The 14,884-nt window shown below is 67.9% G+C and carries 15 protein-coding genes; 12 read left to right on the top strand and 3 right to left on the bottom strand.

Translation table 11 applies throughout. The features are described 5' to 3' along the window. Nucleotides 1-354: 354 nt before the first annotated feature. The 11 genes from ASF72_RS10475 (at nucleotide 355) to xerD (ending at nucleotide 11,189) form a co-directional block, all read left to right on the top strand. Complete coding sequence (locus tag ASF72_RS10475) at nucleotides 355-660, top strand: hypothetical protein (RefSeq protein WP_056598683.1); 306 nt, start codon at nucleotides 355-357, stop codon at nucleotides 658-660. Nucleotides 661-1,081: 421 nt separating this feature from the next. Further along, nucleotides 1,082-1,771: a hypothetical protein gene (locus ASF72_RS20795; RefSeq protein WP_200933643.1), complete on the top strand. Its 690-nt coding sequence runs from the start codon at nucleotides 1,082-1,084 to the stop codon at nucleotides 1,769-1,771. A gap of 68 nt (nucleotides 1,772-1,839) precedes the next feature. Beyond that, nucleotides 1,840-2,775 (top strand): hypothetical protein, encoded by a 936-nt coding sequence (locus ASF72_RS20800; RefSeq protein WP_235504705.1) that lies wholly within the window; start codon nucleotides 1,840-1,842, stop codon nucleotides 2,773-2,775. A 5-nt stretch (nucleotides 2,776-2,780) separates the two neighbouring features. Next, nucleotides 2,781-3,770, top strand: coding sequence for an HAD-IIA family hydrolase (locus ASF72_RS10485; protein WP_056598689.1), 990 nt, complete (start codon nucleotides 2,781-2,783; stop codon nucleotides 3,768-3,770). 9 nt (nucleotides 3,771-3,779) lie between these two features. Then, nucleotides 3,780-4,019, top strand: coding sequence for a hypothetical protein (locus tag ASF72_RS10490; RefSeq protein WP_056598692.1), 240 nt, complete (start codon nucleotides 3,780-3,782; stop codon nucleotides 4,017-4,019). Further along, complete coding sequence (locus ASF72_RS10495; RefSeq protein WP_050686049.1) at nucleotides 4,019-4,834, top strand: TlyA family RNA methyltransferase; 816 nt, start codon at nucleotides 4,019-4,021, stop codon at nucleotides 4,832-4,834. The genes ASF72_RS10490 and ASF72_RS10495 overlap by 1 nt, the downstream gene beginning before the upstream one ends. Nucleotides 4,835-4,847: 13 nt before the next feature. After that, nucleotides 4,848-5,870: an NAD kinase gene (locus ASF72_RS10500; RefSeq protein ID WP_050686050.1), complete on the top strand. Its 1,023-nt coding sequence runs from the start codon at nucleotides 4,848-4,850 to the stop codon at nucleotides 5,868-5,870. Nucleotides 5,871-5,874: 4 nt separating this feature from the next. After that, the gene (recN, locus tag ASF72_RS10505; RefSeq protein WP_056598695.1) at nucleotides 5,875-7,614 is read left to right on the top strand and encodes a DNA repair protein RecN; all 1,740 of its coding nucleotides are present in this window, start codon (nucleotides 5,875-5,877) and stop codon (nucleotides 7,612-7,614) included. 113 nt (nucleotides 7,615-7,727) lie between these two features. After that, nucleotides 7,728-9,488, top strand: a complete 1,761-nt coding sequence (locus ASF72_RS10510; protein ID WP_056598698.1) for a CTP synthase — start codon at nucleotides 7,728-7,730, stop codon at nucleotides 9,486-9,488. A gap of 25 nt (nucleotides 9,489-9,513) precedes the next feature. Beyond that, nucleotides 9,514-10,176 (top strand): NUDIX domain-containing protein, encoded by a 663-nt coding sequence (locus ASF72_RS10515; protein ID WP_050686055.1) that lies wholly within the window; start codon nucleotides 9,514-9,516, stop codon nucleotides 10,174-10,176. Beyond that, nucleotides 10,176-11,189, top strand: coding sequence for a site-specific tyrosine recombinase XerD (gene xerD / locus ASF72_RS10520; protein WP_197273575.1), 1,014 nt, complete (start codon nucleotides 10,176-10,178; stop codon nucleotides 11,187-11,189). Before ASF72_RS10515 ends, xerD begins: the two co-directional genes overlap by 1 nt. 15 nt (nucleotides 11,190-11,204) lie before the next feature. On the opposite strand, the gene ASF72_RS10525 is transcribed toward xerD, so the two are convergent. After that, on the bottom strand, nucleotides 11,205-11,894 hold the full coding sequence (locus ASF72_RS10525) for a hypothetical protein (RefSeq protein ID WP_231686072.1): 690 nt from the start codon (nucleotides 11,892-11,894) through the stop codon (nucleotides 11,205-11,207). Between the two features lie 68 nt (nucleotides 11,895-11,962). Here ASF72_RS10525 and ASF72_RS10530 point away from each other — a divergent pair, with 68 nt between their 5' ends. After that, entirely contained in the window at nucleotides 11,963-12,466 is a 504-nt protein-coding gene (locus ASF72_RS10530) for an NUDIX domain-containing protein (protein WP_056598701.1), read from the top strand. Between the two features lie 40 nt (nucleotides 12,467-12,506). On the opposite strand, the gene ASF72_RS10535 is transcribed toward ASF72_RS10530, so the two are convergent. Together ASF72_RS10535 and ASF72_RS10540 are read right to left on the bottom strand one after the other, a co-directional pair. After that, nucleotides 12,507-13,220, bottom strand: coding sequence for a response regulator (locus tag ASF72_RS10535; RefSeq protein ID WP_056598704.1), 714 nt, complete (start codon nucleotides 13,218-13,220; stop codon nucleotides 12,507-12,509). Between the two features lie 2 nt (nucleotides 13,221-13,222). Beyond that, nucleotides 13,223-14,866, bottom strand: coding sequence for a sensor histidine kinase (locus ASF72_RS10540; protein WP_056598707.1), 1,644 nt, complete (start codon nucleotides 14,864-14,866; stop codon nucleotides 13,223-13,225). Nucleotides 14,867-14,884 lie beyond the last annotated feature (18 nt).

A 14,884-nucleotide genomic window follows, 5' to 3' on the forward strand; every position in this document is an offset into this window, starting at 1 on the left:
CCCACACCACGGTGCCGGCGCCACCAGGCCCCTAACCACCACCACGGGTTGACCTATCAGATACGGTCCCCAAACACCCCGAATAACAACCACAACCGATAGCGTAAATCGGTGAACTACCCGGCACTAATGGCCGGCGACGCTGCAGGGCATCGTTTTGTCTGGTGGCCCTCCCTCCTCCAGGAACACCGGGAAACTGTTCTCACGGACTACCTTCGTTTCGGTCGGCGAAGAAGCCGGCATCTTGAGGTCCCTGGGAGCGTGTGGAGAACAGCTGCCGCCCTGTTGCCTGGCGCAAGGTCCTTGGCCGGTACCTTTCCATCGGCCAGTGGTCCGAATTGTTTTGGCACTGTCATGGCAGCAGCCGGTGTTGTGGACGCGGCCGACACGTGGATGGTCCAGGAACCGTTTGAGAAGTGGCTCGCTATGGTGGCTGTACCCGGCGGAAATGACAGCAATGCGGGTACGGTCCTCGTCTGGCGTTCACCTACAGGCCTGGCCCAGCATGTTGCCATCACTGTGGGCGGCGGATATGCGCTGCATAAGCCCTCGCAAGGCTGGATGAGCCCAAGGAAGGTGCTGACCAGCCGCGAAGTCATCGCCAGTGCACGTCAATCCGGGCGGCGGCTCAGCCGGTACACGCTGGTGGGAGCGGTCTGATGCCATGATCAGGGTACGCCGGTGTATTGGGGGTTGATGTGAACATGGCCACGATCCCCGCCGGATTATGCTGCCGCGTGCCTGCGATTAGGACGGCTCGCCTAGAATTGATGAAGATGTACGGACTTGGAAGCGCTTGATTTCGGGTTGCGTAGTAAACGAAACACGCATATGAGCCACTGCAGTTGCGCCAGCGGTCGGCTCTCAACAGGAGGAATCCACATGGCCGAGAACAACGGCGGCAACCGCGGGAACGACCGGGGCTCATTCCGGGGAAACAACAACTCCGGCGGGGATCCCCGCGGCTTCAGGGGACGGGAAAACCGGGACAACAACGATCCTGCAACGCGCCCAGCCGGCAACGGTGAGCGTAAGCCCTTCGGTGACCGCGACCGTAAGCCTTTTGGTGACCGTCCCCGCCGTGACGGTGAAGACCGTGGCTTTGGTGGCGGGGAGCGGAAGCCTTATGGTGACCGTTCTGCTGCCGGTGGTGGAGCCGGGCGCGGCTTCGGTGGTGGCGACCGTGATCGTAAGCCTTATGGTGACCGGCCTGCTGCTGGTGGTGGCGCGGGCCGTGGTTTCGGTGGTGGCGGGGACCGTGAGCGTAAGCCTTATGGTGACCGGCCTGCTGCTGGTGGTGGTGCGGGCCGTGGTTTCGGTGGTGGCGACCGTGATCGCAAGCCGTATGGTGACCGTTCTTCGGGCGACCGCGAAAACCGTGGTTTCGGTGGTGGCGACCGTGATCGCAAGCCGTATGGTGACCGTCCTTCGGGCGACCGCGAAAACCGTGGTTTCGGTGGTGGCGACCGTGACCGTAAGCCCTACGGCGACCGTCCTTCGGGCGACCGCGAAAACCGTGGTTTCGGTGACCGCCCCCGACGTGAAGGCGACGGCGAACGCCGCAGCTTCGGCGGCGGCGACAACCGCAGGCCCTACGGCGACCGCCAGGAACGCGCCCCCCGCAGCTTTGACCGCGGTGGCGATTCCGGCCCGCGCAACTTCGGCCGCGACCGCGAAGAAGACCGGCCCGTTCGTGTTCCGAACGCACGCGACCTCCGCAGCGCCAACCGTCCCGACCGCGAACGTTCACCGCAGATCGACGAAGACGTAACCGGCAAGGAACTCGACCGCGCCACCCAGCACCAAATCAAGACCCTGGAACCCAAAAGTGCCGAATGGGTGGCCCGCCACCTGGTGATGGCCGGCCGGCTGATTGACGACGAACCCGAGCTGTCCTTCCAGCATGCCCTGGCAGCGAGCCGCCGCGGCGGCCGCCTGGCAGCAGTCCGCGAAGCCGTGGGCCTCACCGCCTACGCCGCCGGCCATTACGGCGAAGCCCTCCGCGAGTTCCGAACGTACCGGCGCATCAGCGGTTCCAACGTGCACCTGCCCGTTATGGCCGACTGTGAACGTGGCCTGGGCCGTCCGGACCGGGCACTCGACGTGGTCCGTTCCGAAGAAGCACAGGACCTGGATGCGCCCGGCAAGGTGGAGCTGGCCATCGTGGCCTCCGGCGCACGCACCGACCTGAAGCAACTCGACGCCGCCGTTTCCGAGCTGGAAATCGTCCAACTCGATATCAACCGCGCCTTCTCTTACAGCCCGCGCCTCTTCCGCGCCTACGCCGACGCCTTGGCAGCCGTGGGCCGGACAGATGAGGCCGCAAAGTGGAACAAGCAGGCCGTGGTCGCGGAAAACGCGCTGGGCCAGGGTGTTGACGAAGAACCCGACATCATCGACCTTGGCTGGGACGAGGAAGAGGAAGCCCGCGAGGAAGCCGAACGCCGCCGCCTGCTGGAACGTACCTCCGCGGAAGCCCCGCAGGCAGGCTCGGCACCTTCGGCTGGCGCCGTATCGGCAGAGGCCCTGTCCGGAGCTGGGGTGTCCGGCTCCACCGAAGCGGCCCACGAGGACGCGCAGGACGCCGCGATTGAGGACCAAGAGGCCGACTATTTCGCCTCCGACGACGCCGAATCGGATCTGGACTCCGTTGAGCAGGACGAGCTTGAGCAGGACGATCAGGAGCAGGGCGTCGAGGACCCGGACGACGCCGACAGCGGCGACCAGCCTGCAGACGCCGGTTCGCTGGCGGACCAGGACCGCCGGGAAGACTGACGCGGATGGCTGACGTAACCCTGATTTCCCGGTTTGATGCGCTCCTGGCGGACCTGGACGGCGTTGTCTACGCCGGCCCGGCCGCCATCCCCGGCGCCATCGAGTCGCTGCAACAGCTTGCGGGTGTGGGGGTGGGACTGGGTTATGTGACCAACAACGCATCCCGGTCCCCGGCGCAGGTGGCAGCCCACCTGCGCGATCTCGGTGCACCCGCCGCTGATGAGCAGGTGGTCAGCTCGTCCCAGGCGGCAGCGGACCTCTTGGCGTCGCTGCTGCCCGCCGGCGCCAAGGTCCTGGTGACCGGCAGCGCCGCGCTGGCCCACGAACTGGAACTCGTGAACCTGGTTCCCGTCTCCTCGCAGGACGAGGATCCGGTGGCGGTGGTGCAGGGCTTCGACCCCGGGCTCGGCTGGAAGGACCTTGCGGAGGCTACCTTCGTTGTCAACGCCGGTGCGCTGTGGGTGGCCACCAACACTGACATGTCCATCCCGCAGGCCCGAGGCATCGCCCCGGGCAACGGCACCCTGGTGGCAGCTGTCGCGGCGGCCACCGGCCAGAAACCGCGGGTTGCCGGCAAACCCGAAGCGCCGCTCTTCCACTCCGCCGCCAAACGGCTGGGCGCCGAGCGTCCCCTGGTGGTGGGCGACCGGCTCGACACCGACATCCTGGGCGGCAACAACGCCGGCTTCGCCACCGTGGCGGTCCTTACCGGCGTGGATACCCGCGAAACCATACTCGCCGCCAGGGCCGCGGAGCGCCCCACCTACATCATCGGCAGCCTGCCGGAATTGTTCCAGCCCTACCCGGACGTGACGCACGACGACGGCACCTACACCTGCGGCGCAGCCTCGGCCCGGGTGGCCAACGGCGCAGTCGGGGTCATCGGCAGCCCCGACAGCCTGGACGCCTGGCGCGCTGCGTGCGCCGCCTGGTGGGCTGCAACGCCCGACGCGGCCTCGGCCCAGGCGCCGCAGCTGGCCTGGCTCAATCACTAGACTGGTGGAATGACTGAGCTGAGCGCATCCGAGCATTCCGATCCAGTCCAGCCGTCACCGGACTGGCCGGAGGCGGCGGGCCCCGCAATCTCCGATCCGCGGGTGGCTGCGGTGCTGGCCAGGCTGGCAGAGCTCCCCGGGCAGCCCGTTGATACGCACGAAGAGGCGTACGCCGGGCTGCATGACGGGCTTCTGGCCGCGCTTAATGAAGAGCCGGCCGGCGCCGGATCCGCGGACGGCAACGCCTGATGCCGGTCCGTCTTGACCAGGCCCTCGTTGCCAGGGGCCTGGCACGGTCCCGTACGCACGCCGCAGCCCTGATCGCCGAAGGTAAAGTCAGCTCCGCCGGCCAGGTCCTCGCCAAGGCGTCCCTCCAGGTGGACGATGAGCGCGAACTCGCCGTCGAACACGACGCCCAGGACACCTATGCCAGCCGGGCCGGGCATAAGCTCGCCGGCGCGCTGGACGCCTTCCCGGACATTGCCGTGGCGGGCAAAAGGTGCCTCGACGCCGGCGCCTCCACGGGCGGCTTCACTGATGTCCTGCTGCGGCGCGGCGCCGCGCACGTGGTGGCTGTCGACGTCGGACACGGCCAGCTGGTGCCCCGGATCCGGAACGATCCGCGCGTGGAAGTCCATGAAGGCCTCAACGTCAGGTACATGGCAGCGGACGCGATCGGCGGCGCCGTGGCCCTGACAGTGGCGGACCTGTCCTTCATCTCCCTGACCCTGGTGGCGCTGCCGCTGGCGCTGGCCACGGAACCGGGCGGGGACCTGGTGCTGATGGTTAAGCCGCAGTTCGAGATCGGCAAGGACCGGCTGGGCCGCAACGGGGTGGTGACCTCCGAGCGGGAACGCCGGATGGCGGTGGAAAAGGTTGCCAACGCAGCGCTCGACGCCGGCACCGACCTTCGGGGCCTGGCAGCCAGTCCGTTGCCCGGCCAGGACGGAAACGTCGAATACTTCCTGTGGATAAAACGCAGGATGACCCAAGACCTGCCTAAGATCGAAGAGCGGGAGGCAGCCATCGCTGCCTTGCTCGGACGTATCTGGCCGAACCACTAGAGAGCGGAACCTGATGAGCAGGCGTGTCCTTGTCCTTGCCCACACCGGCCGCGAGGAATCACTGAAGGCTGCCTGGGAGGCCTGTGCCCTCCTGCACGCCTCCGGGATGGTTCCGGTGATGCAGGACTCCGAACTGGCTGACATGGAGCGGTTCTTCGGCCACCTGGCCCAGCCTGTGGAGGTGCTGCACAACCAAGTGCAACTCCCGGACGTTGAACTGGTGATGGTCCTGGGTGGGGACGGCACCATCCTGCGCGCTGCTGAACTGGTCCGCGAAGTTGATGTCCCCCTGCTCGGTGTCAACCTGGGGCACGTCGGATTCCTCGCCGAGAGCGAGCGGGCGGACCTCGCCCAGACCGTGCAGTGGATTGCCAGCCGTGAATACACGGTGGAAGAGCGGATGACCATCGACGTGCAGGTGTGGGTCAAGGGCCAGAAGATCTGGCACACCTGGGCCCTGAACGAGGCCGCCATCGAAAAAGCGAACCGGGAACGGATGCTCGAAGTGGTCACAGAAGTGGACGAACGTCCGCTCACGTCCTTTGGTTGCGACGGCATCGTTGTGGCCACCCCCACGGGATCCACCGCCTATGCCTTCTCCGCCGGCGGACCCGTGGTGTGGCCGGAGGTGGAGGCCCTGGTTATTGTCCCCATCAGCGCCCACGCCCTGTTTGCCAAACCCCTGGTGGTCTCGCCGCGGTCCCGGCTCGCCGTGGAAATCCTCAGCCGGACGGACGCCCAGGGCGTGCTGTGGTGCGACGGCCGGCGGTCCGTGGACCTGCCTCCCGGAGCACGCGTGGAAGTCACCAAATCCACCACCCCCGTGCGGCTGGCCCGCACCCACCAGACCCCGTTCTCCGCCCGGCTGGTCCGCAAGTTCGAACTGCCCATCCACGGCTGGCGCGGCCCCGTGCCCAAGGCCGAGTCGGTCCACACCGGCCCCATCCCGATCGTCCGGACGCCGAGGGTCATGCCCCCGCTGCCCGTGCCGCCGGACCACGAGGCCGCCCCCACCGATCCACCGACTGCAAAGTGACACCATGCTTGAAGAACTGAGAATCCGCGATCTGGGCGTCATCACCGACGCAACGCTGCCGCTGGGGCCGGGACTGAGCGTTGTCACCGGCGAAACCGGTGCCGGCAAAACCATGGTGGTGACCGCCGTCGGGCTCCTGCTGGGCGCCCGCGCCGACGCCGGCGCAGTCCGCAGCGGTGCCAAAAGTGCCACCGCCGAAGCCGTCCTGAAGCTCGACGCCGGCCACCCCGCCGTCGCCCGCGCCGTGGAAGCCGGTGCGGACGTTGAGGAGTTCGACGGCGGCGCTGAACTGATCCTGGCCCGCAGGCTGGGTGCGGACGGCCGCAGCCGTGCGTTCCTGGGCGGCCGGGCAGCCCCGGTGGGCGTCCTCGCCGAGATCGGCGAAACGCTGGTGGTGGTCCACGGCCAATCGGACCAGATCAGGCTCAAGGGCGCCACCGCGCAGCGCGGGGCGCTGGACAAGTTCGCCGGGGACACCCTTGCCGGGCCGCTGGCCGCCTACCAGGACCTCTTCGCGCACTGGAAGTCCAGCCAGGCGGAACTGGACGCCCTGCGCAATGCCGCCCGCGACCGGCTCCGCGAGGCGGAGTCCCTGCAGGTGGCCCTGGCCGAGATCGACGAAGTTGATCCGCAGCCGGGGGAGGACGAGTCGCTTAAGGCCGAGGCTGTAAAGCTTGCCAACGTGGAGGAACTCCGGATTGCCGCGAGCACCGCCCACCAGGCGCTTATCGCCGAAGATTTCGGCGACGCCGGTGACGCCACTACCCTGGTGGACGCTGCCAAACGGACCCTGGAACATGTGGCGGAGCACGACGCCGAGCTCGGCCAGGCCGCGGCCCGGCTGGCCGAGGTGGGTTTCCTGCTCAACGACATCGCCACCGACCTGGCCAGTTACCAGGCCGGTCTGGACACTGAAGGCCCGGAGCGGCTCGCCGAAATCGAGGAACGGCGGGCGGCGCTGGCGAAACTCGTCCGCAAATACGCGCCCACCATCGATGAGGTGCTCGGGTGGGCCGACCGCTCACGGGTGCGCTTCGACGAACTCCAGGACGACTCCACCCGCATCGAAACACTCGAGGCCGATGTTGCCCGCGCCGAGGCGGAACTGAAGAAACTGGCAACAGGCATCACTAAGATCCGCACCAAGGCGGCCAAGGACCTATCGTCCCGGGTCAGCGCGGAGCTCAAGGCCCTGGCCATGGCTGATGCCACCCTGGTGATCACGCTGGAGCCGGCCGCCATGCACGGCCCCCATGGCGCGGACGAGATCGCCTTCCTGCTGCAGCCGCATTCCGGCGCCCCCGCCAGGCCCTTGGGCAAGGGTGCGTCCGGCGGTGAACTGTCCCGTGTGATGCTCGCCATCGAAGTGGTGCTCGCCGCAGTGGACCCCGTCCCCACGTTTGTGTTTGATGAGGTTGATGCCGGCGTCGGCGGCCGGGCGGCTGTGGAGATCGGCCGCCGGCTGGCCTTGCTGGCCCGGCACGTCCAGGTCCTGGTGGTCACCCACCTGCCGCAGGTGGCAGCTTTCGCCGACCAGCACATCACGGTCACCAAAACCTCCGTCAGGGGAGCCGACGGCGGCACGGCCACCGGCTTCACGTCCAGTGATGTGCGACTCCTCGACGGCCCCGAACGGGTCCGCGAACTTGCCCGCATGCTGGCCGGGCAAGAGGATTCCGAGTCCGCCCGCGCCCATGCCCAGGAACTGCTGGATGACGCAAAACTCCTGCCGCAGCGGGCCTGATGGCTGCAGTCCGGAAATATTTGCAGAGGTCCACCCCTTGAACATCCGCCACGGTGGGACGCACACTTGAACGTTTGGGACAGCCGGTACCCGACCCGTGGAAGGCTCAATTGATGATAGGCTCGAATTCCGTGGTGCAGCGATCAAATTCCCGTGTAAATTCCCGGTTCCCGGGTTCATCCAAGACGACCAAACACATCTTCGTAACCGGTGGTGTGGCGTCCTCGCTCGGTAAGGGACTCACGGCTTCCAGCCTTGGTCACCTCCTGCGGGCCCGCGGCCTGTCTGTAACTATGCAGAAGCTCGATCCCTATCTGAATGTGGATCCGGGCACCATGAATCCCTTCCAGCACGGCGAAGTCTTCGTGACCGACGACGGCGCCGAGACGGACCTTGATATCGGGCACTACGAGCGTTTCCTCGACGAGAACCTCGAAGGCTCCGCGAACGTGACCACCGGCCAGGTGTACTCCACGGTGATCGCCAAGGAGCGCCGCGGCGAATACCTCGGCGACACCGTCCAGGTCATCCCGCACATCACCGATGAGATCAAGCGCCGGATGCGCCTGCCCGCAGAAGGCAAAAACGCCCCGGACGTCATCATCACCGAAATCGGCGGCACGGTGGGGGACATCGAATCCCAGCCGTTCCTCGAATCCGCACGCCAGGTCCGCCAGGACATCGGCCGCGGCAACGTCTTTTTCCTGCACGTGTCCCTGGTCCCGTACATCGGCCCCTCCCAGGAACTGAAGACCAAGCCAACGCAGCACTCCGTGGCCGCCCTGCGCTCCATCGGCATCCAGCCCGAAGCGATCGTCATCCGCTCGGACCGCGAAGTTCCGGACGCCATGCGCGAGAAGATCGGCCGCATGTGCGATGTGGACATCGACGCCGTGGTCAACGCCGCCGATGCGCCCAGCATCTACGACATCCCCAAGACCCTGCACACCCAGGGCCTGGACTCCTACATCGTGCGTGCCCTGGACCTCCCGTTCAAGGACGTCGACTGGACCAGCTGGGACAAGCTCCTCGAAGCAGTCCACAACCCCAAGCACCACGTCGAAATTGCCCTGGTGGGCAAGTACATCGACCTCCCGGACGCCTACCTGTCCGTGACCGAGGCACTGCGGGCCGGCGGCTTCGCCAACGACACCAAGGTCCAGATCCGCTGGGTTCCCTCCGACGAATGCGAAACGCACGAAGGTGCCGTCGCAGCACTCAAGGGTGTTGACGCCATCTGCGTTCCCGGCGGCTTCGGCATCCGCGGGCTGGAAGGCAAGCTGGGCGCCCTGAAGTTCGCCCGCGAAACCCGGCTGCCCGTCCTGGGCCTGTGCCTGGGCCTGCAGTGCATGGTCATCGAGTATGCCCGGAACGTGGTGGGCCTGGAAGGCGCGTCCTCGTCCGAGTTCGAGCCGGACTCCAAGTACCCGGTCATTGCCACCATGGCAGAGCAGCTGGAATTCGTTGAAGGCGGCGGCGACCTCGGCGGCACCATGCGCCTGGGCCTCTACGAAGCCAAGCTCGACGCCGGTTCGGTCATCGCCGAAACCTACGGCAAGACCACCGTCAGCGAACGGCACCGCCACCGCTACGAGGTCAACAACAAGTACCGCGACCAGATCGCCGCCGAAGGACTGGTCTTCTCCGGCACGTCCCCGGACGGCAAGCTGGTGGAGTACGTGGAGCTGCCCGCGGATGTCCACCCCTACTACGTGGCCACGCAGGCGCACCCCGAGCTGAGCTCGCGCCCCACCCGGCCGCACCCGCTGTTCGCCGGCCTGGTCAAGGCCGCCATGGCCCACCAGAACGGCACCGACACGGTAACCGCCGGCGCCTCGAAGGCCAAGCAGTCCGGTACGGTAGCCGCTAAGTAGTCCACAACGGAAAAGAGACGGCGCGATGCCCGGTACACCTGAAACCACCCCTGCCAGCAGGCAGGTTTCGGATGCACCGAGCCCGCGCCGTCTTTTGTCCACGGAGCAGGTCTACAAAGGCCGGATCTGGGACGTGGTCAGTGACACGTTCACGCTCCAGGACGCCGGAGCGCCCCTGACCCGCGACTACATCGACCACCCCGGCGCCGTGGCCGTCCTGCCCATGAACGCGGACGGCCAGATCCTCCTGCTCCGGCAATACCGGCACCCCGTAGGCATGGACCTTTGGGAAATCCCGGCCGGCCTCCTCGACATTGAGGGCGAGGACTTCGTGGTGGGCGCTGCCCGGGAACTGGCCGAAGAGGCCGACATTGCCGCCGGTACCTGGAACGTCCTGACCGACTTCTTCAACTCCCCGGGCTCCTCCAGCGAAGCCATCAGGATCTACCTTGCCCGGGACCTGACGGAGATCCCGCACCACGAACGGCATGAGCGCACGGACGAGGAAGCGGAAATCGAATTCCACTGGATCAGCCTTGATGAGGCCGTGGCGTCCGTCCTGGCCGGCCGGCTGCACAACCCGTCAGCCGTCGTCGGCATCCTGGCCGCCGCCGCTGCCCGGGCCAACGGATACGCTGACCTGCGGCCGGCGGACGCTCCCTGGCCGGCGCACCCCAGCCAGCGCTGATGGTCCCCGGCCCCTCGGCAGAGGCGATCCCGGCGGAAGCACCGGCACCGCAGGCACCGGCACCCCCTGCGCCGCCGCCGTCGGCCGTTGACCGGGGGATCACTGACTACCTCCAGCACATGGGCGTCGAACGCGGCCTGGCCGCCAATACCCTCGCCGCATACCGCCGCGACCTCTCCCGGTATGCCCGGTACCTGATGGCCGCTGGCCGCAACCAGCCGGCAGACATCACCCGGCACGATGTCACAGGATTCGTCCGTGCCCTCTCGGAAGGATCCGACGGCGGCTCAGTGCTGGGGGTGCGCTCCGCCGCCCGGACAGTCGTGGCCGTCCGCGGGCTGCACAAGTTCTGGGCCCTGGAGGGCTACACCACCGCCGACCCCGCCAGCGAAGTCCACCCGCCCATGCCGGGCAAGCGCCTGCCCAAAGCCATCAGTGTTGACGAGGTGACCCGGATCCTCGAGGCTGCCGGAACCGACACGGCGGCGGGGCTCCGGGACCGGGCGCTGCTGGAATTCCTGTACTCCACCGGTGCCCGGATCAGCGAGGCCGTGGGCCTGGACGTTGATGACATTTCCCTGGCTGGCCCGGACGAAGGCCCGGCGGTGGTTCGGCTGTTCGGCAAGGGATCCAAGGAACGGCTCGTGCCGCTGGGATCCTATGGCGCCCGGGCCGTTGACGCGTACCTGGTGCGTGGCCGCCCGCTGCTGGCCGCCAAGGGCAAAGGCACACCCGCGCTTTTTTTGAACGCCCGGGGCGGCCGGATCAGCCGGCAGAGCGCCTGGACCATCCTGAAGGCCGCCGCCGAAAAAGCCAACATCACCCGTGACGTCTCGCCGCACACGCTCCGGCACTCGTTCGCCACCCACCTGCTCGAGGGCGGCGCAGATGTCCGTGTAGTCCAGGAACTGCTGGGGCACGCCTCGGTGACCACCACCCAGGTGTACACCCTGGTCACGGCGGACACCCTGCGGGAAATCTACGCTGCAGCGCACCCCCGGGCCCTGGGCTAGGTCCCCGGCGCCGGCCTAAAGCACCGCTTCGATGGTCAACTCCACGGCGCCCAGCAGGAACGCGAGCACGGAGGATCCCATGGCAGCCACCAGCATCAGGCCCGGATGCGCCAGCCCGATCACCACGCGGCGCAGCCGCGGCCGGCCCCGCAGGAACGACTTTGGCACCCTCGACAGGACGGGGAACTGCCGCCAGCCGCGAAGCCGGCGCAGGAACCAGGCGCAGCGCGCCACAAAGGCCAGCCACAGGAGCGAGACCACCAAAGGGACCATGGCGGCCATCAGGTTCAGCCCCAGCGCCGTCACCTCCCGTTCTGAATCTCCCGCCAGCGCCTGGATGGTGGTGGAGATCGAAGCGCTGAGCACCACCGAGACCGCCCAGACCATAAACGCCGCCACCAGTGCCAGGAACCTCACAAAAAAGAGCCCCAGCACCGACTCCCGGACCGGTTTCACTTCGGTCCGCGGCGTGACATGCAGGACCGTCAGCGTGCACACCAGCGTGGGCAGGGCAGCCATGCCCACCAGCAGGTACCAGGTCCAGCCGGCCAGGTCCACAAATTCGTCGACGGCGATCAGCGCAGTCCAGAACCCGGCCCAGGCCCAGCCCCAGTGCAGCGGGTTGCGGACCAGCCAGGCGGGCAACCGCGCGTCGATCGTTGAGCTGCGGGCAGGCCGGAGCGCGTGGGCTGATTCTGGAGTCACAGGTAGAGCTTCCCACATGCCGGTGCCGCCGGCGCCGTGTGTCCGGGCGGCGCAACTAGGCTTGGCGCATGACTGCAGCACAGGTGACCCTCTGTTTCCTCCTCCGCGACGCAGCCGGCGGCCAGGAGGTCCTCCTGGGGCTCAAGCGCACCGGCTTCGGCCGCGGCAAGGTGGTGGGCGTAGGCGGCCATGTCGAACCGGGGGAGACCGTGCGGGCCGCAATCTGCCGCGAGGTACGCGAAGAGGTGGACGTTGTGGTTGCCGCCGCGGACCTGGTGCCGGCCGGAACCGTCGACTTTGTTTTCCCTTACCGGCCGGAATGGGACATGTTCACCACCGTGTTCCTGGCTCACCGCTGGGAAGGCGAGCCGTCTGAAAGTGATGAGATCACGCCACAGTGGTATCCAGTGGATCAGCTGCCCGTCCGGCAGATGTGGGCGGATGCCGAACACTGGCTCCCGGCCATGATCTCAGGGCGGCGCACCGACGTCAGGGTGGAACTGGCCGCCGACAATGACAGCGTCGCTGCCGTCAGCTACGCGGACTGGCCCGCAGGCCCGGCCAGGCCGTGACCCTGGAATACGTGCACGACGGCGGCACCCGCCGGGTGCCTCAGTGGCCGCCCCACCGGTATTCGTTCTCCGGCCGTCCCGGCGTACCGTAACGCGCCGTCCGGGAGACCGTTCCGGCGTCGGCCAGGTACTCGAGGTAGCGCCGGGCCGTCACCCGGGACATGCCCAGGGCGTCCATGACTTCCGTCGCCGAGACCGCGTACTGCTGCTCCTGCAGGAACTCCTGGACTGAGCCCAGGGTGGAGCTGGACAGGCCCTTGGGCAGCGGCAGTTCCGACGGGGCCCGGAGGCTGGCGAATGCCTGGTCAACCTCGCTTTGGGACGCCCCGGCCCGGCCTGCGCCGGCGCCCGCCCCGGCCAGCTGCCGGCGGAACTGCCGGTAGCTCTCGAGTTTGTCCGCGAACGTGGCAAAAGTGAACGGTTTGATCAGGTACTGGACCACGCCGATGGCCACGGCGCTGCGCACGATCGCCAGCTCCCGGACGGCGGTGATCGCGATGATGTCCGCCAGGATCCCGGCGGACCTCATCCGCCGGGCGATGTCCAGGCCGTGCAGGTCCGGCAGGTTCATGTCCAGGAGCACCAGCTCCACCGGATCGCCCGCCGCTGAAAACTCGGTGAGGAGGCGCAGCGCCGACTGGCCGTCCGGTGCGGTGCCGGCGAGCACAAACCCTTCCAGCCTGCCCACGTAGGCCGCATGCGCAGCGGCGGCGATGGCCTCGTCCTCAACAACGAGGACGCGGATCTCTCTCACGGTCAGTGCTCCTTTTCGGCGGGTTCGGCCGGTTCGGCGGGCAGGGTTGCCGGCAGGAAAACCTCGAACTTGGCACCGCGCCGGCCGTTGATGGCCAGCGTACCGCCCAGCCGCTGCACTGCCTGCCGCACCAGCGCCAGGCCGATGCCCCGGCTGCCCTGCCCTGACTGCTTGGTGCTGTAGCCGTGCCGGAAGATGTTCTCCGCGGCGGCCGCGCTGATGCCGGCGCCGGAATCGTGGACCGTCACGTCCAGGCCTTCCTCATCCGACTCCACCGTCAGCTGCACCCGGCGCGGCGGGGGGCCGTCTGCGGCTGCATCGATCGCGTTGTCCAGCAGGTTGCCCATGATGGTCACCAGGTCCTGGACTGCGACGCCGGCCACTGTGCCGGAGCCAAGGGCTGCCACGTCCAACTGGACGCCACGCTCGTGGGCTTCGGCCACTTTGCCCATCACCAGGGCCCCCAGGACCGGCTCGTCCACCGAACTGACCATGTCATCGGTCAGCCGCTGGCTCAGGGCCAGGTCCTGGGTGGCGAAGTCCAGCGCCTCCTGGGTCCGGCCCAGCTCCAGGAGCGAGACCATGGTGTGCAGCCGGTTGGCATGTTCGTGCGTCTGGGCCCGCAGCGCCCCGGAGAGGGTGCGCATGGTTTCCAGCTCGTTGCCCAGCGCCTCGATCTCGGTCCTGTCCCGCAGCGTGGCCACGGTGCCGTAAACATCAGCCCTGCCCCGGGAGCCAGCCCCTGCCGGCCCCTTCGCCGGCGCCTGGTTCACCACCAGGATGCGCGAACCGGCCAGGATGATCTCGTCCTTGACGGTCCGTCCCGACTCGAACAGCCGCCGTAGGCCATCGTCCAGCGGCAGGTCCGCCAGCTGCGGTGGCCTGGTGGGGTCCAGGCTGCTGGCCGCAAGGCCCAGGAGCTCGGCGGCCTGGTCGTTGTACATCACCACGCTGCCGCGGGTGTCGATGAGGATGAGTCCTTCCCGGACCGAGTGCAACACGGATTCGTAGTAGGCGAAGAGCTGCGAGAGCTGCTCCGGCCCCCAGCCGCGGGTGACCCGGCGGAGGTAGCGGCCCAGCAGCCACGATGCCAGGGAACCGCCCAGCAGCAGGGCCAGGCCGATGGCGAGCAGGGCAGGCAGCCGGGCGGCAAACGCCACGTCCACGGTGCGGACCGTGACGCCCGCGGCCACCAGGGCGCGGACGGTTCCGCCGGCGTCCTTCACCGGCACGATGGTCCGCACGGACGGGCCCAGGGTTCCCGCGGTGACCTCGGTGAACTCCTGCCCCTGCAGGGCGGCGTCAATGGAACCGATGTACGGCCGGCCCAGCTCCTCGTCCCGGGGGTGGGTCCACCGGGTCCGGTCCGGGGCCATGATGGTGATGAAATCGACGTCGGCCCCTGCCATCACCTCCCGGGCGTAAGGCTGCAGCAGGGCTGAGGGGTCCGGCGTCGCCGCTGCCGCCAGCACCAGGGGACTGGCGGCGATGGCGGAGGCGATGCCGGCCATGCGCAGGCCTGCCTCGTCATACGTGCGGTCCCTCGCGTCCAGGTAGGTGGCCGTCCCCACCACAGCGATGAACGCCACCACAATCAGCAGGTTCGCCACAAACAGCCTGCGGGCGATACTCCAGCTGTGGATCATCAGTACCTCCCACGACCA

Source organism: Arthrobacter sp. Leaf141, assembly GCF_001424565.1.
Classification (GTDB): Bacteria; Actinomycetota; Actinomycetes; order Actinomycetales; family Micrococcaceae; genus Arthrobacter.